This window comes from Streptomyces sp. NPDC000404 (assembly GCF_040300365.1).
Classification (GTDB): domain Bacteria; phylum Actinomycetota; class Actinomycetes; order Streptomycetales; family Streptomycetaceae; genus Streptomyces; species Streptomyces ramulosus.
Map to the genome: position 1 here is coordinate 251,105 of NZ_JBEPDN010000005.1, position 18,033 is coordinate 269,137.

16 protein-coding genes and 1 pseudogene are annotated in these 18,033 nt (G+C 70.8%); 9 read left to right on the top strand and 8 right to left on the bottom strand.

What is annotated here, in order from left to right:
- Nucleotides 1–53 precede the first annotated feature (53 nt).
- The 4 genes from ABT345_RS11310 to ABT345_RS11325 form a co-directional block, all read right to left on the bottom strand.
- Complete coding sequence (locus ABT345_RS11310; protein WP_345086658.1) at nt 54–845, bottom strand: ABC transporter ATP-binding protein; 792 nt, start codon at nt 843–845, stop codon at nt 54–56.
- Nucleotides 846–1,187: 342 nt separating this feature from the next.
- Nucleotides 1,188–1,676 (bottom strand): HD domain-containing protein, encoded by a 489-nt coding sequence (locus ABT345_RS11315; RefSeq protein WP_345086250.1) that lies wholly within the window; start codon nt 1,674–1,676, stop codon nt 1,188–1,190.
- A 75-nt stretch (nt 1,677–1,751) separates the two neighbouring features.
- On the bottom strand, nt 1,752–3,206 hold the full coding sequence (locus ABT345_RS11320; protein WP_345086247.1) for a penicillin-binding transpeptidase domain-containing protein: 1,455 nt from the start codon (nt 3,204–3,206) through the stop codon (nt 1,752–1,754).
- Complete coding sequence (locus ABT345_RS11325; RefSeq protein ID WP_345086245.1) at nt 3,203–4,645, bottom strand: FtsW/RodA/SpoVE family cell cycle protein; 1,443 nt, start codon at nt 4,643–4,645, stop codon at nt 3,203–3,205. Before ABT345_RS11325 ends, ABT345_RS11320 begins: the two co-directional genes overlap by 4 nt.
- A gap of 636 nt (nt 4,646–5,281) precedes the next feature.
- Here ABT345_RS11325 and ABT345_RS11330 point away from each other — a divergent pair.
- Nucleotides 5,282–6,568, top strand: coding sequence for a cytochrome P450 (locus ABT345_RS11330; RefSeq protein ID WP_345086243.1), 1,287 nt, complete (start codon nt 5,282–5,284; stop codon nt 6,566–6,568).
- 438 nt (nt 6,569–7,006) lie between these two features.
- On the top strand, nt 7,007–8,389 hold the full coding sequence (locus tag ABT345_RS11335) for a M64 family metallopeptidase (protein WP_345086241.1): 1,383 nt from the start codon (nt 7,007–7,009) through the stop codon (nt 8,387–8,389).
- A gap of 9 nt (nt 8,390–8,398) precedes the next feature.
- Here ABT345_RS11335 and ABT345_RS11340 read toward each other — a convergent pair whose 3' ends face one another.
- Nucleotides 8,399–9,043 carry a hypothetical protein gene (locus tag ABT345_RS11340; RefSeq protein ID WP_345086239.1) on the bottom strand — a complete coding sequence of 215 codons (645 nt, stop codon included), beginning with the start codon at nt 9,041–9,043 and terminating at the stop codon, nt 8,399–8,401.
- Nucleotides 9,044–9,231: 188 nt separating this feature from the next.
- Between ABT345_RS11340 and ABT345_RS11345 the strand changes: the two genes are divergently transcribed.
- From ABT345_RS11345 to ABT345_RS11365, 5 genes and pseudogenes are all read left to right on the top strand, one after another.
- Nucleotides 9,232–9,555 carry a DUF6317 family protein gene (locus ABT345_RS11345; protein ID WP_345086237.1) on the top strand — a complete coding sequence of 108 codons (324 nt, stop codon included), beginning with the start codon at nt 9,232–9,234 and terminating at the stop codon, nt 9,553–9,555.
- Nucleotides 9,556–9,557: 2 nt separating this feature from the next.
- Entirely contained in the window at nt 9,558–10,844 is a 1,287-nt protein-coding gene (locus ABT345_RS11350) for a putative T7SS-secreted protein (protein ID WP_345086235.1), read from the top strand.
- A 20-nt stretch (nt 10,845–10,864) separates the two neighbouring features.
- The gene (locus ABT345_RS11355; RefSeq protein ID WP_345086233.1) at nt 10,865–11,557 is read left to right on the top strand and encodes a hypothetical protein; all 693 of its coding nucleotides are present in this window, start codon (nt 10,865–10,867) and stop codon (nt 11,555–11,557) included.
- Nucleotides 11,554–12,183: a hypothetical protein gene (locus ABT345_RS11360; RefSeq protein ID WP_345086231.1), complete on the top strand. Its 630-nt coding sequence runs from the start codon at nt 11,554–11,556 to the stop codon at nt 12,181–12,183. The genes ABT345_RS11355 and ABT345_RS11360 overlap by 4 nt, the downstream gene beginning before the upstream one ends.
- 373 nt (nt 12,184–12,556) lie before the next feature.
- Nucleotides 12,557–12,987: pseudogene (locus tag ABT345_RS11365) on the top strand (cytochrome c oxidase assembly protein).
- A gap of 174 nt (nt 12,988–13,161) precedes the next feature.
- On the opposite strand, the gene ABT345_RS11370 reads toward ABT345_RS11365, so the two are convergent.
- The 3 genes from ABT345_RS11370 to ABT345_RS11380 form a co-directional block, all read right to left on the bottom strand.
- A complete protein-coding gene (locus tag ABT345_RS11370) occupies nt 13,162–13,776 on the bottom strand; it encodes a 3'-5' exonuclease (protein WP_345086225.1) in 615 nt (204 codons plus the stop codon).
- Nucleotides 13,777–14,038: 262 nt separating this feature from the next.
- Nucleotides 14,039–14,515: a hypothetical protein gene (locus ABT345_RS11375; RefSeq protein WP_345086223.1), complete on the bottom strand. Its 477-nt coding sequence runs from the start codon at nt 14,513–14,515 to the stop codon at nt 14,039–14,041.
- Nucleotides 14,515–14,937 carry a restriction system modified-DNA reader domain-containing protein gene (locus ABT345_RS11380; protein ID WP_345086221.1) on the bottom strand — a complete coding sequence of 141 codons (423 nt, stop codon included), beginning with the start codon at nt 14,935–14,937 and terminating at the stop codon, nt 14,515–14,517. The genes ABT345_RS11375 and ABT345_RS11380 overlap by 1 nt, the downstream gene beginning before the upstream one ends.
- Nucleotides 14,938–15,123: 186 nt before the next feature.
- On the opposite strand from ABT345_RS11380, the gene ABT345_RS11385 reads away from it, so the two are divergent.
- On the top strand, nt 15,124–16,941 hold the full coding sequence (locus tag ABT345_RS11385) for a GmrSD restriction endonuclease domain-containing protein (RefSeq protein WP_345086219.1): 1,818 nt from the start codon (nt 15,124–15,126) through the stop codon (nt 16,939–16,941).
- Nucleotides 16,925–17,953, top strand: coding sequence for a CBS domain-containing anti-phage protein (locus ABT345_RS11390; protein WP_345086217.1), 1,029 nt, complete (start codon nt 16,925–16,927; stop codon nt 17,951–17,953). Before ABT345_RS11385 ends, ABT345_RS11390 begins: the two co-directional genes overlap by 17 nt.
- The last annotated feature ends 80 nt before the right edge of the window (nt 17,954–18,033 follow it).

Here is an 18,033-nt window from a genome sequence, read left to right on the forward strand (position 1 = left end):
GACCGTGCCACCCCGGGGCGGCGCCGCCATTGGGGTACGCGGCCTCCGCCCGGTCAGCCCACGAGGCGACGTCCGGAGCGGGCCGCCCAGCGCCCGGCGTGCCGGGACACCTCCACGGGGCGCCCGAAGCACGCCGACATCCGGGGGCCGGTCAGCACCTCCTCGACCCGGCCGCGCGCCTGCACCCGGCCCTCGCGCAGCAGCAGCGCGTGCCCGATGGCGGGCGACAGCTCCTCCAGATGGTGGGTGACGGTGACGGTCGCCAGCTCCGGGCGGTCCACGGCGAGCCGGTGCAGCGCGTCGATCAGGTCCTCGCGGGAGGGCAGGTCCAGGGCGTTGAACGGCTCGTCCAGCAGGAGCAGCGACGGGTCGGACATCAGCGCGCGGGCGATCAGCACCCGCGCCCGCTGCCCGCCCGAGCAGACCCGGAACGGCCGGTCCGCCAGCTCCGCGCAGTCCAGCTCCGCCAGCAGCGCATGCGCCCGCTCCCGGGTGGCCTCGTCGTACTGCCGCCACAGCGGCTGCACGGTGCCGGTCGCACCGGTGAGGACCACGGTGTGCCCACTCGCGTCCTGCGGCACCTGCTGCGCGCTCGACACCAGCCCGATCACCGCCCGCAACTCCCGTACGTCGACGGCGCCGAGCCGGTGCCCGAGCACCTCGACCGTGCCGGTGGTCGGGAACATCAGCGCGCCCACCAGCCGCAGCACGGTGGTCTTCCCCGCGCCGTTCGCCCCGAGCAGCGCCCAGTGCTCCCCGGCCCGGACCGTCCAGTCGACACCGTCCAGAAGGGGCCGGCCGGTGGTGTGACGACGCACGCCGACGCCGGTCAGCGCGGCGACCACCCGGGCGGTGCCGGGAGCGGGGGAGGGGGCGGGGACCGGGTTTCCTTCAGGGTGGGTTCCTGAAAGCTGCGTGTCGGAGGGCCGTGTGTCCGAAAGCTGCGTGTCCGAAGGCTGGGGGAGGGGCATGCGGCGCAGGGTAGCCGCGGGGCGCCTGTTCGGGCCGGGGCGTCCGCGGTGTGGAACCGGGCCCCGCCGGCCGCAAACGGGCGGGGCGTCGGCCGATCCGGGGCGTACCGCCGGGCCGATTCCGGGGCGTACCGCCGGACGCGGGCCCGGCCGGTGAGGTCCGTGCCCGGTGCCCGCCGTGTCCGGTGCCCGCCGTGTCCGGCGTCCGCCGCCCCTCTACCCCGCGAGCCCCAGCAGCGCCCGCATCCCGGCGTACTTCGCCGTCAGGCGCTCGCGGGTCGGGGCGTCGAGTGCGGCGAGCCGTGCCGGATCGGCGTTGTGGGCCAGGTCGGCCGTCTTGACCAGGAGCGCGCCCGGCGTCGCCAGGATGCGGGCGGCGTACGCCTCGGGCGGCTCGCCGCTCCGCTTGGTGACGGCGAGGATCATCGCCCGGGTCGCGTCGGTCAGCGCCGCCCGCGTCAGGTCCTCGGCCGAGAGCGCCCCGTCCTCGACGGCGTCGTGCAGCCACGCCGCGGCGATCTGCTCCGGGGTCCCGCCCCGCGCCCGCACCCCGTCGGCGACCGCCGCCAGATGCTCCGTGTACGGACGGCCAGCCTTGTCCGTCTGCCCGGCGTGCGCCCGCCGCGCCAGTGCCTCGACCTCCGCCGTGGTCAGCGCGGGTATCGCCGCACCGCATGCCGCCGCATCGCCGTCAGGTTCCGTCATGCGGTCATTGTGCCGGGGGCGTACGGAGCCGGACGGGGCCGGGCCGCACGGGGGAGCGCCTGCGAACGGGCCGCCTCAGTGCAGCGCCGCCCGCATCACCGCGCCCGCGATCGGGGCGGCGCTGCCGCCGCCGCTGATCTCGGTGCGGTCGGCCGCCGCGTCCTCGACCACCACCGCGACCGCCACCGCGGGCTCGGCGGCGCCCTCGCGGCGCGCCCAGGAGATGAACCACGCGTACGGGGTGCCCTCGTTGTGCACGCCGTGCTGGGCGGTGCCGGTCTTGCCGCCGACGACCGCGCCGCCGATCGCGGCGCGGTGCCCGCTGCCGTGCTCGACGACGTCCACCATCAGCTCCTGGAGCCGCCGTGCGGTCGCCGGACCCATCGCCCGGACCGGCGCCGGGCGCTCCGGTGCGGCGAGCGCCGTCCCGGACGCGTCCCTCACCTCGTCCACCAGGTAGGGCGCGGCGCGCTCCCCGTCGTTCGCCACCGCCGCCGCGACGGACGCCATCTGCAGCGGCGTCGCCGTCGTGTCGTACTGCCCGATCGACGACAGCGCCAGCTGCGCGCGGTCCATCCGCGTGTCGAAGGTGCTCGGCGCGACCGGCGAGGGGATGCGCGGCCCGCGCCCGTCGAAGCCGAACGCCCGCGCCGTGCGCACCATCGTCGCCATCCCCACGCCGACGCCCAGCCGCGCGAAGACGGTGTTGCACGAGACGCGGAACGCCTCCCGCAACGAGGCGTCCGCGCAGTCGTCCGACTCGTTGACCAGCACGGTGTCCGTGCCGGGCAGGGTGTACGGATCGGGGGAGCCGGTGGGCTCGTCCGGGTCGGTGACCAGCCCGCTCTCCAGCGCCGCGGCGGCGGTGACCACCTTGAACGCCGAACCGGGCGGATAGGTCTGCCGGATCGCCCGGTTGAGCATCGGCTGCCGCGCCGCCCCGGTCAGCCGCCGCCACGCCGCCGTCACCTTCGGCCCGTTGCCCGACAGCTGCGCCGGGTCGTACGAGGGGGTGGAGACCAGCGCCAGGATGCGGCCGGTGCGCGGTTCGATCGCGGCGACCGCGCCCGTGCGGCGGCCCAGCCCCGAGAACGCCGCGCGCTGCACCGCCGGATCGATGGTGGTCGCCACCGCCCCGCCCCGCCGCGGCGCCCGCGTCAGCCCGTCCCACCAGGGGAAAGCCGTCAGCCGCGGATCGGTCCCGGCCAGCACCCCGTCCTCGGCCCGCTCCAGCAGCGAGGTGCCGTACGTCTGCGAGGAGAAGCCGGTGACCGGCGCGTACAGCGGTCCGTCGGTGTACGTCCGCTCGTGCCGCAGCCGGCCGCCGCTGTCGTGCGACCCGGTCACCGGCCGCCCGGCGACGAGCACCGCGCCGCGCGGCTCGGCGTACCGCGCGATCTGCGCCCGGCGGTTGGCCGGATCGGCGGCCAGCTCCGGTGCGCGGAAGACCTGCAGCCACGCCGCGTTGCCCAGCAGCGCGACGAAGAGCAGCAGGCAGCAGACGGCGGCGTGCCGGGTGCAGCGGATCACCGGCCCGCCTCCGGAGCGCGTCCGGCCGCCGGCACCGCCTCGGCCCCGACGGTGTCCCGCAGCCCGTCCGGGGCGTCCGGCGCCGCCCCGCCAGGCCGCCTGGCCCGGTCGCTGAGGCGGATCAGCAGGGCCACGACCAGCCAGTTCGTCACCAGCGAGGAGCCGCCCTGGGCCAGGAACGGCAGCGCCATCCCGGTCAGCGGGATCAGCCCCATCACCCCGCCGGCGATGACGAAGACCTGCACCGCGGGGAGCGCGGCGAGCCCCACCGCCAGCAGCCCGCCGAACGGGTCGCGCAGCCCGAGCCCGGCGCGGAAGCCGCGCGCCACCAGGATCGCGTAGAGCAGGAACAGCGCGGTCAGCCCGGCGAGTCCCAGCTCCTCCCCGAACGTCGCCAGCAGGAAGTCGGACTTCATGGCGAAGCCGATGAGATACGAGTCGCCGCGGCCAAGCCCCGTGCCCAGCAGCCCGCCCGCCCCGAACGCGTACAGCGACTGCGCCAGTTGCCCGGGGCCCGCGCCCGCCGCGACCTGGGCGAACGGATGCAGCCAGTCCGCCACCCGGCTGTGCACATGCGGCTCCAGCGCCGCGACGGCGGTGGCGCCCGCGCCCGCCAGCAGCAGCCCGACCGCCAGCCAGCCCAGCCGCCCGGTCGCCACGTACAGCAGCACCACGAAGATGCAGAAGTACAGCAGCGAGGTGCCGAGGTCGCGTTCGAGGACCAGGATGGCGACGGTCAGCAGCCAGACGACGGCGACCGGGCGGAGCATCCGCAGCGCCGAGCGCCGCTTCGCGCCGGGGCGGTCCGCCGGGGCCGCCGCGCGGTGGGCCGCGAGCCGCGCCGCGAAGAACACCGTGATCAGCACCTTCGCGAACTCGCCCGGCTGGATCGAGAACCCGGCGAGCCGGATCCAGATCTTCGCGCCGTTGACCGCCGGGAACGCCAGCGGCGCGAGCATCAGCGCCAGCGCCAGCGCCGCGCACACCGGCCCGTACCGCGCCAGCCGCCGGTGGTCGCGCACCAGCAGCACCGCCGCGGTGAACAGCGCGATCCCGGCCGCCGACCAGACCAGCTGGGCCGGTGCCGCGTGGTGGCCGGGCGTCGCCAGGTCCAGCCGGAAGATGAGGACGAGGCCGATCCCGTTGAGGAGAACGGCGACCGGCAGCAGCAGCGGATCGGCGTGCGGGGCGCCGCACCGCACCGCCAGATGGGCGAGCAGCGCGAGCGCGCCGAGCCCCGCGCCGTACCCCGCGGCGCCGCCGGGCACCGCGCCCCGCACCGTCAGCCCGACGACGGCGTACCCGCAGACGCTGATCAGCACCGCGCCGGTCAGCAGCACCAGCTCGACGCCGCGCCGCCGGGACACCGGCGGGCGGGGCGGCGGCCGGTCCGCCGGGGCGGACGACGCCGGGGCCTGGGGCGGAGCCGTTGCCGTCATGCCTGGCAACGTAGCAAGTAAGGCGGCTTATATGTGTTATGTCGGATCGTGGGCCGCTCATGTCGGAATGCGGGGACTTCCGGGGGAATTCCTCTTCGTTCCCCTTGGGGAGGCGGGTTCCGGCGAGGGCACGGAGCGCGGGATTCCGCCGGGTGACGGCGGATCGTCGTACCGGGAGAGGGGACGCGTACGCCCCCGCGCACGCAAGCGGAGTCCGCACTCCGGGCAACTCGGCACCGGAAATCGGCGTCCTGGTAACGGAAGTTCAGGGCGAGGCCCGGGTCGTACGGGAGTGGTGGATGAAGAGGGAACGGGGGGTCGGGGGAATTCCAGGGATGTCCCCGACGCATATCAGGGCCGTTGGGCCCTCGGCGCCGCCAAGGGTGCTTTGTAAACTCGACGCGAAAGACAAGGGCCGAGCGCGTCACGCCGGCCGCGGGCGACCGGCGCTGCCGGCCGACGTCACGGACCCGCGCCGTGACCGCCGCAAGCGAGGGGCCGGGGGTGCCGGAAAAACACCCCCTGCGGCGTACGGCAGCACTGCGCACGCCGGGCGGACGCCCCGCGCTTCCTCGGTCCCTCCGGGCCGCCGAGTGCGGATGACCGTCCCCCTCGACGAAAGGCAGTATTAGCGTCATGACGACACTCCGTTCCCGGATCATCGCCTGGGCCGGCCGGCTGTATCTCGCGAGAACGCGGAAGAAGGGCTTCGATCTCTCGCGGATGTCCTTCCTGCCCGAGTCCGTCCTGATGCCGCTGCGGCGTGACGGACTCGACCCGGTGCCCGAGCTGGGAGCCGTCCGGGAGAAGGAGCCCATCACCAAGCTGCCGGTGCCGATAGCCGCCAACGTCTGGCTGGTCACCGGCTACGACGAGGTCAAGGCGGTGCTCGGCAAGGCCAACGCCTTCAGCTCGGACTTCACCCACCTCGTCGGCAAGGCGGGCGCGGAGGCGGAGCAGAACCCGGGCGGTCTGGGCTTCGCCGACCCGCCCGTCCACACCCGGCTGCGGCGGCTGCTCACCCCGGAATTCACCATGCGCCGCCTGAGCCGCCTCACCCCGCGTATCCACGAGATCGTGGAGGAGCGGCTGGACGCCATGGAGCGGGCCGGCAAGAACGGCGAACCGGTCGATATCGTCCAGGCTTTCGCGCTGCCCATTCCCTCCCTGGTGATTTGCGAACTCCTCGGCGTGCCCTATGAGGACCGCGCGGATTTCGAGCGGCTCAGCGCCGCGCGCTTCGACCTCTTCAGCGGCGCCAACGCGTCCTTCGGCGCCATATCGGAATCGCTCCAGTATTTCCGCGAGGTCGTCAAGAAGCAGCGCAAGGACCCGGGTGACGGCCTCCTCGGCATGATCGTCAAGGAGCACGGCGACTCCGTCAGCGACGAGGAGCTGGCCGGTCTCGCCGACGGCGTCCTCACCGGCGGCTTCGAGACCACCGCGAGCATGCTGGCGCTCGGCGCCCTCGTCCTCCTCCAGGACCCGGACCACTTCGCGGCGCTCAAGGACGGCGACGAAGCCGTCGAGCGCTACGTCGAGGAATTGCTGCGCTACCTCACCGTCGTCCAGGTCGCCTTCCCGCGCTTCGCCCGCGAGGACCTGGAGATCGGCGGGGTGCGGATCGCCGCCGGCGACGTCGTCCTGTGCTCCCTGAGCGGCGCGGACCGCGACGGCGGCCTCGGCCCCGACATGGAGCGCTTCGACCCCGACCGCAACGTCCCCTCCCACCTCGCCTTCGGCTACGGCATCCACCGCTGCGTCGGCGCCGAGCTGGCCCGGATGGAGCTGCGCGCCGCCTACCCGGCCCTCGTCCGCCGCTTCCCCACGATGCGCCTCGCCGTCGAACCGGAGAACCTCAGCTTCCGCAAGCTCTCCATCGTCTACGGCATCGACACCCTGCCGGTACGCCTGGGCGGCTGAGCCCCGCCCCGGCGCGTCACCCCGGTCACCCCGGTGCGCCCGTCCGGCCTTGGCGCGGATGGGGGCACCGGGGTGTGGTGTGTCCGGGGGCGGACACACGGGGCCTGGGGGCCGGGGGTGGAGCTGGCGCGCGGGTCCGGGGCCCGAGCCGGGGCGCCGAGGCCGGACGTGGACGCGGGGCCGGGAGCAGCCGAGGGCCCGGGCGGGCGGGCGGTCCGGCCGCCGGTGCGGCTCAGGCCCCGCGCTCCGCCTCCACTGGTCTTCAGCCCCCACCGTGGCCCAGGCGCCCCCTCCAGTGCGGGCCACCACTCCGCTCCAACTCCCCCTGCTTCGGGGCGACTTGACCGCACACCGTTGCCCACTCCCTCCCCGCCCCATACATTGATCGCGCCCATCCGGCTCCACCCGCCGTACGGTCGGCGGGACTTGGGAGGATCCATGCGCATACGCGCCTCCGTCCGCACGTCAGGCCGCGCCCAGGGGCGGGACCGCGGTGCCCCGCCCGGCCATCGGCGCCCCGCGCCCCTGCGCACCGCCGCGGCCGTCGGGGCGGCCTTCGCCGCCGCCCTCGCGCTGACCGCCGCCGCGCCCGCCGGCGCCGCCCCGGCCCCCGCCGCGGACCCGGCCGCCCGCCCGGCGCAGCCCGTCGAGTACTTCACCGGCCCCGGTGGCCACCCCCGCCACACCACCGTGCCCGCCTCCGCCCCGCTCGCCCCGGCCGCGCGCACCTCCATCGCCGCCGACGGCGACGTCACCCCGCTCGTCCAGAACGGCCCGGTCGCCGACAAGCTCGACGTCGTCTTCATCGGCGACGGCTACACCGCAGGTCAGCAGGAGGACTTCCACAAGGCCGCCCGCGCCAAGTGGGAGAAGATGACGGCCGTCGAGCCGTACGCCTCGTACACCAAGCTCTTCAACGTCTGGGCCGTCGACGCCGTCTCCCAGGACTCCGGCGTCTCCGGCGATCCGACCCAGGACGTGGTCCGCAACACCGCCCTCGGCTCCGCCTTCTTCTGCAGCAACACCGAGCGGCTGCTCTGCGTCGACACCGCCAAGGTCGAGGCGTACGCCGCCAAGGCGCCGGCCGCCGATCTCGTCGTCGTCCTCGGCCACTCGTCCAAGTACGGCGGCGCCGGGTACAACGACGTCTCCTCGCAGGTCGGCTACGACGGCATCGCCACCGCCTCGTCCGACAACGACCAGTCCGACCAGATCGCCGTCCACGAGACCGGCCACTCCCTGGGCAAGCTCGCCGACGAGTACGACTACGGGCAGGAGGGCACCTACACCGGCCCCGAGCCCACCGAGTCCAACCTCACCACCCTCGGCGCGGACGCGATGAAGTCCCAGCAGAAGAAGTGGTACCGCTGGCTGGGCCAGGAGTCCCCGGACGGCGGCACGGTCGGCGCGTACGAGGGCGGCGGCTACTACGAGAAGGGGCTCAATCGCCCCACCGACAACTCGATCATGCGGACCCTGGGGCGGGAGTTCAATCTTCCGGGCCGCGAGGCGATGATCGCCGGGTTCCACCGGCACGCCAAGACCCTGACCGCCGACGTGCCCACCGGGCAGCCGCTCGCCCGGAGCGGCGCCCTCCGCGTCACCCCGCTGCCGGGCGCCACCCCGCGCTGGTACGTCGACGGCCGCGAGGCCCGCGCGGCACGCGGCGCGACCACGGTGCACCCCGCCGCCCTCGGCGTCCCCGCCGACGGCCGCCGGCACACCGTCACCGTCCGCGCCACCGACCCCACGGACGCGGTCCGCGACCCGTCCCTGCGCTCGCTGCTCACCAGCGAACTGAGCTGGCGGGTGACGGGCTGAGCGGTCGGACTACGCCGACCCGCGCGGGCGGTCCGGGGCGGATCCCCGGTCCGCCCGCGCGGCGTAGACGATCACCCCGCCGCGCACGCTGATCTCCATCGGGCGCCCGCCGCCGGGCAGCGCGAGCACGCCCGTGCGCTCCAGGTCGCCGGCGTGCCAGGCGCCCTGCTCCAACGCCTCGGGCCACTGCCGCCGCGGCCGGGCCCCGCGGGTGGACAGGTCCCTGGTCCACTCGCCGCCGTCCTCCATCCGCAGCCGCACCGGAACGCCGACATCCTTCTTCCGCGGAAGCCGCTGCACCGCGGATACCGGGCGCCACGGATGTGCCTCCAGGACGCGGCGGATGCGCTTCAGGAAGCGCAGGAGCATCACGTGGTAGCAGATGACGAAAAAGTAGCCGAGCAGACTCATGCCGCCGATGAAGCCAAGCAGATTCCCGGCCCCTCGCCCCCGCCGCCCGCTCCACTTCACGTCGGACAGCCCGATGACCCCGTATCCGTCGAGCACCGAGAGCGCGATAAGGCCCCCCAGCCACAGGACCGTCCAGAGCGCCAGGCATATCCGCACCCGCCGCCGCTCCGCGACCCAGGCGGACCGCGTCCCCGCGTCCTCGAAGGCGACCGTGTCCGGAACAGGCTGCCCTGTAGAACTCACCGGAAATTCCCCCTTTTCGAGCGTCAGCCCCTCAGTGCCCGGTGGGAACCTCCCACCGGGGTCGGAGATTACCAAAAGTTGACGCTTGTTATATCTTGACCTGGCGCTGCGTCGGTCGGCAGGCGGATGCCCCAAATGCCCCTCACGTGGCGTATGTTCGCCTGCTTGCTTGGGGGATGGAGTTACTCGTGTCGGACGAGTTCAAGGTAGATCTCACGCAACTCGGGGAATTTGGCCGAGTGTTGAAGAAATCCATTTCGGATCTGGAGAGTGCACGTAAAGCCCTCTCGTCTGTCAGTGCCGAACAGATCGGAACGGCACGGCTGGACAAGTCGTGCGAAACCTTCCAGGAGCGGTGGAAGCACGGCACCGGTGAACTGAAGGAAATGATCGAGGCGGTCGACGAGGGAGTGGAGAAGACCGCGCTGAGCTACAAGGAGCTGGAGGAGAACCTCTCCAAGGGGCTCAAGCAGATGAAGGAAACCGCGGCCACCAACGCAGGGGAGCGCTGACCATGGCGGCAAATCCTTATCCGAGCCTGGGCTGGAATCCCGTTCCCGGACTTCCCGAATCGGTCTCCGGTCTCCACGGCAAGGTGAAGGCTGCGGCCGACACCCTGAACAACTGCTACCAGCAGATCGATTACCTTCTCGGCGCCAGCTCAAGCTGGCAGGGCGATGCCGCCAGCGCCTTCCGCGACACGGTCGACGGCGACCTCAAACTGGCCGTGATGAACGCCGGCCATTCTCTCGACAAGGCTGCCAAAGCCCTCAAGACCTGGGAAGGTGACCTCTCCTCCCACCGCGACCTGGCGAAGAAATACGACGACGCCGCGCGGGAGAAGAAGTCCGAGATCGAAAGCGCCCGGAAGCGCTATGACGAGGCCAAGGCGAACCCCGACCTCAAGCTCGGCGGAAAGGAGTACCCCAGTCAGGCGGAGGCGGATGCTGCCACGGACCGTCTGCGAGCTGCCGAACGAGCGCTCAGCGAAGCCACCAAACACTCTGATGCCGCCAATGCCGCTTACGAAGACGTCCTGAAGAAGGCGCGCGAACTCGAAGGCATCCACATCCACAGCGCCGACGACGTCGCCAAAAAGCTCGACGAGGCCGACGATAAACTGGCGCCCAAGGAACCAGGCTGGTTCAGCAACGCGCTGAGCAAAATCGGCGAATTGCTCGCAGAGTTCGGCAAAGCCCTTGTAGACCATGCCGGAACCATCGGCGCCATCGCCGGTCTCCTGGCGCTGCTCCCAACCCCGGCGGCGCCGATCTTCGCGGGCATCGCGGTCGCGGCCAGCGCGGTGTCCATGGCCAAGAACTTCGCCAGCGAGGACTTCAGAGATTCCCTGGCAGGCGAATACGGCTGGAAGGAAGGCATATTCGCCGGAGCTTCCGTGGTCGGCGACGCTCTCGGCATGGTGCCGGGCGTGGGTGCCCTCGCCAAGGCGGGCAGCGAGGCGGGACTCGCGGCGGCGATCGCACGTGAAGGCGGCGAAGCCATGTCGCTCGGCTCGAAAATGGGCAAATTCGGCAGCGAAATCGTACCGGCGTTCAACTTCAAGGCCCTTGACGCCGCCACTGACCCCGCCACCGGAGCTCTTCAGTACGGCATCAACGGCGTCAACGTGGTGGCCAACATGGCATCGTCCTTGGAAGCGCAAGGAGTGCTCCCGAAGGATGGACCGGGACACGACGCCGCAGAGATCACCAAGGGCGCCGCCGCCAGCACCGGCGTGAAGGACGGATTCAAGACAATCGCTGGAGGCGTAGCAGAAATGGTGAGGGGCATCCGCCTGTGAATGGCCTTATCGACACGAAAGTGGCCGAACCGAAGCCGGAATTCTGGTACGGACTGCCCTACGGCTACCTCTCGTTGGACCTCCGGCCCACGCCCGAGGGAATCCAGGAGACGGCCCGGCAGATCACCCTGCTGCCGCCCGAACACCGCGACCGCGCCGACCAGGCATTCCGGCTCTACGCGGCAGTCCTGACGATGCTCCGCAAACGCGAGGTCATGGGATGTGCCCTCGGCATGCACCCCGACGACAGCGGTGACCCCACCCTGTCCGTGCTCACGATATCCACCGTTTCGACCTCGGGCACCAACCCCAACGCCGTCCTCATGCAACTCCTGGGCGGCGAAAGTACGGGCAGCGGAGTCGCCGACGGCATCGTCCCGGTGGAAATCCCCGTCGGCACCGGATATATCTGGGAAACGGTCCGCCGCACCCCTTCACCCGCCGCCCCGCCCGAAGGGGAGGAAGGGGACGAGGAATCCCGCGAAGGCACCGTCTGGCAGGGCACGGTGGCCATTCCCCGCCCCGGCGGCGCCTCGATCGTCATGCTGCAACTGGTCACCCCCGCCGTGGAATTGTCCCAGGATTACCGCGGTGTGCTGCTCGGCGTCGCCCGCACGGTGTCCTTCACCGACCCGGCGGAAGAGGCCACGGCGCACGGGAGTTCCGGAACATCCCCGGCCTCCGACGCAGCCGAAAGGAGCCCTTTCGGATGACCCCGGAAGAGCGGGAGCGGGTGCTGACCAAGCTCCGGAAGCCTGTGCCGGCCGCCTACTCGACCGACGGCACGGATTTCGACGGAGCACTGAAGTACCACTACACCACCGCCACGAAACGCTTCCTCAAAACCTTCCCGGTGTTCTTCCTTCTCTGGGTCCAGCTGTTCGTGTTCCGGAACACCTATCTGCTCCCGGTGGCCCTCATCGGTTTCTTCGGCGGGCTGTTCGTCCTGCTGGCGTTCCGGGAACGCATGGCGCTGATCCGTAAGTGCGCGCGGGTACTCCGCACCTATCCCCTGGAATTCCGCACCCCGGTGGAGAAGGACGGCCAGTACGCGTCCCACACCCTCTACCTCCGGCTCGGCGGCCGTTGGGAGGACGCCCCCACGCTGCGTGCGAAGGAGGCGCTGAGCCGCTCCGGCTGGCCGGACCTGGACGCGGGCGTCTGGTTCGCCGGGGACGAGCCGTTCGGCGGCGTGGCCCTGGTCCCGGGCACCGGCGAGCTGCTGTTCATGCAGCCGAAGCACTGGGAGGACAGCGCCAAGGAACGCGAAAGCGCAGCTCCCGACCGCAAACACCGGGCCGCCCGCGCCCGCATCGCCCGGCCTGCCCGATTCCGCTGACCGACGGCATCCCGGGCCGGGCCGCGGCCCGTCCGCCCCGCGCCACCTGGCACACGCGGGGCGGACGGGGAGCGGCCCGCACCTGCACCCGGTGCCCCGCGCGCATCTCGCCCGGCGGCAGGTCTGGCGTGGGTCCCCGCGACACCATCGCCCCGCTCGGCCTGGCCCTCGGCGACCCGCAGGCCCTGGTCCTGTAAGCACGGGACGACCGCTCGCCGACCGCCCGCAGGGTACGCGGCGCACCCTCCGGCCGTCTGCTGCGCCCGCTGACGTTCCCGCTGGTCAGCGCCGTCCTGGTGCTCGCCTTCGAGCTGGCGATCCACTTCACGCGTACATCCCGACCGCCCTGCGCCACGGCCCGCTGCACGAGCTGATGCATCTGCAACTCCTCGCCGTCGGCACCCTCTTCGTCCTGCCGATACCCACCCGCGAGGCGCTGCTGCTCACCTGGCGCAGCCATCCGGTGCGGGCCCTCCTCGTCCTCGCCGACGGGCTGCCCGATTCCGTACCCGGCATCGTCGTGATGTTCAACGGCACCCTGATCGCCGGCGGCTGGTACACCGCCCACCACCGCCCCTGGGGCCCAGCCCACAGCGCGACCAGATGATCGGCGGCGGCCTCATGCTCACCCTCGCCGAACTGATCGGACTACCGTTTCTCATCGCGGTCTTCGCCGAGTGGGTCCGCTCCGCACGCGACCGGACGGCAGTGCTGGACGCCCGGCTGGACCGCGAACGCGCGACGGTGCCCACACCCGCAGCCCCGAACACGACGACCGCCCCGGGACTTCGCACCAGGAACTGACCCGCCCCTGGTGGGAAACGGACCAGGGCGTGGTGGGTGAGCGGTACCGGCGCCGGAGGGAGTGAGCCGCCACCGAGGCGGCGGCGCAGCCCGGCGTGTGTGGCGGAGGCATGCCCGCACAGGGGAGTTTGGAGATCAGGCCGCTTTGCTCAGACATGCACCTGCGCCCGTGGGTCAGGCTGCGTTGGAACCCGACGGAGGACCATCGTCCGTCAACAGGGAGGCCGCACGGCCCGCATCGCGGTCGGCGTTCTGAGGAAGGAAGCGACTCGCCTTGCCGTGCCAGGTCACGACCAGTTCGTCCCGCGCTCGGGTGGCCGCGACGAACAGCAGCGAACGGGCCCGCTGCTCCTCCTGGCGGTACCGGTCGGGACCGGTCAGCCGGAATGCTTCTATCCGCTGGTGCGGAACCAGGCCTTCACTGACACCTGCCAGAAACACCCGCTGGAATTCCAGCCCTTTGAACCGATGCATGGTGCCGATGTGTACGGTGCCGGTCTGGCGTGGGCCGTCGCGGCCGATCTCGCTCGCGGGGATCCGGAAGGGTTCGCACGCCAGGGTGTAGGCGAGTTGCGTGACGGCGGCCTTTTCCGGAACGCTGACGGCCATGGCCTCGTACGGAGTGCCGTGGCGCTCGTGGCGCTCCTTGAGCAACGTGGCGATGGCTCGCATCTCGGTACGCCAGTCGGGGGCGCGCCAGTACTGGGGAGCCTGCCCGGTCAGAACGGAACGGTATCCGTCCAGCGTGTCCGGACCGTCGTCGAGATTGTCGAAGCTCTCACCGTGCACCAGGCCGTGCGCACTGCTGAGGATTTCCCGCGTCGTACGGTAGTTCAGCGTCAGCCGGCGGGAGGCCCCCGCGGGTGTTGATGCCGAGCCTGCCCAGTACCACCTGGTGTGCGTAGATGCGCTGGTGGGCGTCGCCGACCAGGAAGATGTCGTTCGGTCCGGGTGCCACCATTGCGCGGCGCACACAGCTTCCGGTCAGTCTAGGACGGGCGACCCCGCCTCCTGCTGGTGCCGGAGCAGGTCAGGGAGGCGAGCGGCGAGATCAGGCTCTGTACTGGCCGAGAACCGACCTGCGGGTCCTGAGCATCGGTTGAAGCTCCCGGCGCAGCAGATCGGCATCCGGTTCCGGCAGTCTCAGCGATGCCCGGCGAAGTCGCACACTCCAGGTCTTCGGGTCCGGGAAGACTTGGAGCTCTGGTACGAGGTCGGCGAGGACCACCCCCTCGTGGCGCGGGGTGAGTCCGTGCACCTGGAGGGTGCATCCAGAGGAGAAGACCCGGTCGCCGAACGAGACGGGCTCCGCCAGTGCCGCGACCTCGGAGGTGACGGTCGCCAGGCCCATGATCCGCCCCCGGTCACGACCGGGATTCCGGTAGCAGCTCCGCGTCGTGTAGAGGAATGCCTCGTCACCTTTCTCCGGGAGCCCGGTGGTGCGCCCGGCGGGGAAGGCCATCCGCTGATTGTTGAGCACCCAGCCCAGCGGCTCCCGGTCGCCGATGATGATCAGATACGTCGCCATCAGATCTCACCCCGCACCTGCTCGCGGAGGTCCTGGAGGCGGACCTCCGGGTCTTCCTTGAGGGCGTACTTGGCGTAGCCGTTGATGTCGACCCCGGTCTGCGCCTTGAGCGCCGGCGAGGGCTTGGAGAACTCGCGGCCGTCCTCGATTTTGAGCCAGCCGTCCGCCGTGACTGCGGCCTCGTGGGTGAGCCCGCGCCGCGGCTGGATGTGGATCAGCTTGTCCCCGGCCTTGAGCACGCCGGCCCGGATGAACGGCATCAAGCCTCCGGGGCGACGTTCCGCCATGGCCGTCGACGGCCGGCCGGAGCTTCCGAGGAGCAGTCGCCGCAGCACGTCGTTGGGGCTGTCCACCAGCGGTTCACTGTGGCTCTGCAGGAACGCGAACACCTCGTCGTCGATCTCGATGGAACGCCTGGACACTGTCCGCCTCCGGTGATCTTTGACTTCGAATCGCAGAAGTTTGGCAGATTAAAAGTCCTCGCGCAAGGATTGCCGGATCTTGATCGAGGGCGGGCCGGTGTCACTACCATGTGCCCCCTGTGACGCAGGGGAGCGTCCTTGTGATGGGGGTGAGGGATGGCTCTCGATGGGCCCAGCCTGAGCAAGATGCTGAACGATGTCGCGGTTGGCACGATTCAGCTTCCCGACTTCCAACGGCAGTGGAAGTGGGACGACGATCGGATCCGTGCCCTGCTGGCAACCGTGACGCTCGACTATCCGCTGGGCGTCGCGATGACGCTGGAGACGGGTGGCGAGGCTCAATTCAAGGCGCGCCCGCTGCACGGCACGGAGGTGGGTCCGGATGTCATACCGGAACAGCTGCTGCTCGACGGACAACAACGGCTGACGTCTCTGTTCCAAGCGCTCAAGTCGGACCGCCCGGTGGAGACGACGGGCGCCCGGAGCAGGCCGCTCAGGCGCTGGTACTACATCGACATCGCCAAGGCCGTGGACGACACCGCGGACCGGGACGAGGCGATCCTCTCCGTCCCGGAGGACCGGGTCGTGCGGGGCGCATTCCGCCGAGGCGCCGCAATTGACCTCACCACGCGGGAAAAGGAATGCGCGAGCGGCCTGTTTCCCCTGAACCTGATATTCGAGCCGGAGCGGACCGGAAAGTGGCAACGGGTCTACGTCAGTGGTGCCGACGACCACTGGGATCTGTGGTCGGCCTTCCAGGCCCGGGTGATCGACACCGTCAAAGGGTTCAAGGTGCCGTTGATCCGGCTGCCGAAGGAGACCCGCAAAGAAGCCGTGTGCTCCGTTTTCGAGCGGGTGAACACCGGCGGCGTCGTCCTCAACGTCTTCGAGCTGCTCACCGCGACCTATGCCGGCGACACACAGTACGCGGAGCGCAACGGTGGCGAGGACTTCAGCCTCATCAAGGACTGGCAGACGATCAAGGGCAAGCTGTGCTCGGAGTACCAGGTCTTCGGAACGCTTGACAGAGACGGCGGTCAGGAGACCGGGCTCACCAGTCTGGACTTCCTCCAGGCCATCGCGCTGGTGCGTACATACCAGCGCAAGCAGGAGTTTCTGGCGGAGAACTCCGGGGCCGCCAACGCACCGGCGGTGAGCTGCAAGCGCCGCGATCTGCTGCACCTGCCGCTCGCCGACTACACGAGGATCGCGCCGAGGACGGCTGAGGCGCTGTCCTGGGTCGGCCGATTCCTTGCCACACAGCACGTGTTCCGTGAGCGCGACCTGCCGTACGGGTCCCAGGTCGTGCCCCTCGCGGCGATCGGCGTCCTCCTCGGGGACATGGTGGAGGACCGGGGCGTTCGGAAAAGGCTCGCGCGCTGGTATTGGTGCGGTGTGTTCGGCGAGCTCTACGGGGGCGTCACGGACACCCGTTTCGTACGGGACGTCGAGCAGGTGGTCGGTTGGATCAAGGGCGGTGGTCCGGAGCCCGACACCATCGCGGAGGCGACGTTCCAGGAACAGCGCCTGCACCGGCTCACCTCGCGTAACAGTGCCGCGTACAAGGGGGTCCACGCTCTCCTCCTCAAGGAGGGGGCGATCGACTGGTTCTTCCACGAGGAGCCGATCAACGAGCAGTTCCTGATCGGGCAGTACGTGGACATCCGGCAGGTCTTCCCCAAAGCCTGGTTCGAGCAGAACGGCGCGGACAGCTCCCGGATGAGCAGCATTATCAACAAGACACCGCTGTCCTACCGGGCGTGGCAGGCGATGGGGGCCAGTGCGCCGTCGGAGTACCTGACCTCTTTCGAACGGCACACCGGCAGTCCCGGTGACTGGTTCAACGACATCGTCGGCACGCACCTCATCGACGCCAAGATGCTGCGCGCGGACGACTTCGAGGGTTTCTACCGGGACCGGACGGCCAGGCTGCTGGAACTGGTGGAGCGGGAAATGGGCAAGGCCGTGGTGCGTGAGGGGGTGCACGATGCCCACACCGGATGACGCCACGGTCAAGGGGCTGGTGGGCCAGACCCTGCCGATCCGGCGCCTCCTGTCCCTGTGGGGCTTCCGGATCCGAGACCACGCGTCCGTGCCGCACATCCGGCTCGATCTGACGAATGCCGGGCTGAGCACGGTGCCGGACTTCGGGGTCGGTTCGCTGGACGACGAAGTCGCTGTCGTCCCGATCACCCAGGAGTGTGACGCGGACGTCGGCGCCGACAAGGGCGATGGCGGTGCCGAGGAGCAGGCCGAAGCCCCCGAGGAAGCCGTCGGCATGTTCCCGCAGACGGCGATGCGCGTGCACGACCTGCCGTGTGCCCACAGGGTCACATCGATCGCTCCTGGCGATCCTCTGCCCGTCGCGATGGGCAGAATGGCGGAGCACGGGTACTCGCAGCTTCCCGTGATCGACATGTCGGGGACCCTGCACGGGGTGGTCACCTGGGCGTCGATCGCTCACATGCACGCGACGGGACGCGACGCGTGCCTGGCGCACGCGATCAGCAGTGAGTACGAGATCGTCAATGCCTCGGCGCATCTGCTGCTGGTACTCCCCGCCATCCGAGCCCATGAGTTCGTCCTCGTCCGAGCTGCGGGCGGGGAGGTGAGCGGCATCGTCACCTCCGCCGACCTTGCCGGAGAGTTCGGCACCGTGGCCCGTCCCTTCTTCACTCTGGGAGAGATCGAGCGGCGACTACGCCGGTGTCTGGGGCGCGTCTACGACGACGTTGACATCCAGAAGGTGCACAAGAGGAAGAAGTCCGTCGACGAGATGATGTTCGGCGAATACATCCGCCTCCTGGACAACGAGGAACGCTGGGACAAGCTCGGCTGGCCCCTTGTCGACAGAGGTCAATTCATCGAGCTGCTCGGCCGTGTGAAGGACGTCCGCAACACCGTCATGCACTTCAATGCGCCGTCACTGAGGGCCGAACAACTCGACCTGCTCGATCGCTTCGTCTCCATGCTGCGCCTTTATGACCCGGACTACGGAGCAACCATCACAGCCTGAGAGGCGCGGTACGCCTGGCCGCGCGGGAGGGGCTCGGCCAGGCGCGCGTCGGCGGGCCCTGCTGAGGCGCGGTCAAGGCG

Bases quoted from the DNA above. Each gene is read 5' to 3' on its own strand.
- ABT345_RS11375 (WP_345086223.1), bottom strand. From the start codon at position 14,515: ATGGCGACGTATCTGATCATCATCGGCGACCGGGAGCCGCTGGGCTGG.
- ABT345_RS11315 (WP_345086250.1), bottom strand. From the start codon at position 1,676: ATGACGGAACCTGACGGCGATGCGGCGGCATGCGGTGCGGCGATACCC.
- ABT345_RS11390 (WP_345086217.1), top strand. From the start codon at position 16,925: ATGCCCACACCGGATGACGCCACGGTCAAGGGGCTGGTGGGCCAGACC.
- ABT345_RS11350 (WP_345086235.1), top strand. From the start codon at position 9,558: ATGGCGGCAAATCCTTATCCGAGCCTGGGCTGGAATCCCGTTCCCGGA.
- ABT345_RS11330 (WP_345086243.1), top strand. From the start codon at position 5,282: ATGACGACACTCCGTTCCCGGATCATCGCCTGGGCCGGCCGGCTGTAT.
- ABT345_RS11360 (WP_345086231.1), top strand. From the start codon at position 11,554: ATGACCCCGGAAGAGCGGGAGCGGGTGCTGACCAAGCTCCGGAAGCCT.
- ABT345_RS11385 (WP_345086219.1), top strand. From the start codon at position 15,124: ATGCTGAACGATGTCGCGGTTGGCACGATTCAGCTTCCCGACTTCCAA.
- ABT345_RS11325 (WP_345086245.1), bottom strand. From the start codon at position 4,645: ATGACGGCAACGGCTCCGCCCCAGGCCCCGGCGTCGTCCGCCCCGGCG.
- ABT345_RS11335 (WP_345086241.1), top strand. From the start codon at position 7,007: ATGCGCATACGCGCCTCCGTCCGCACGTCAGGCCGCGCCCAGGGGCGG.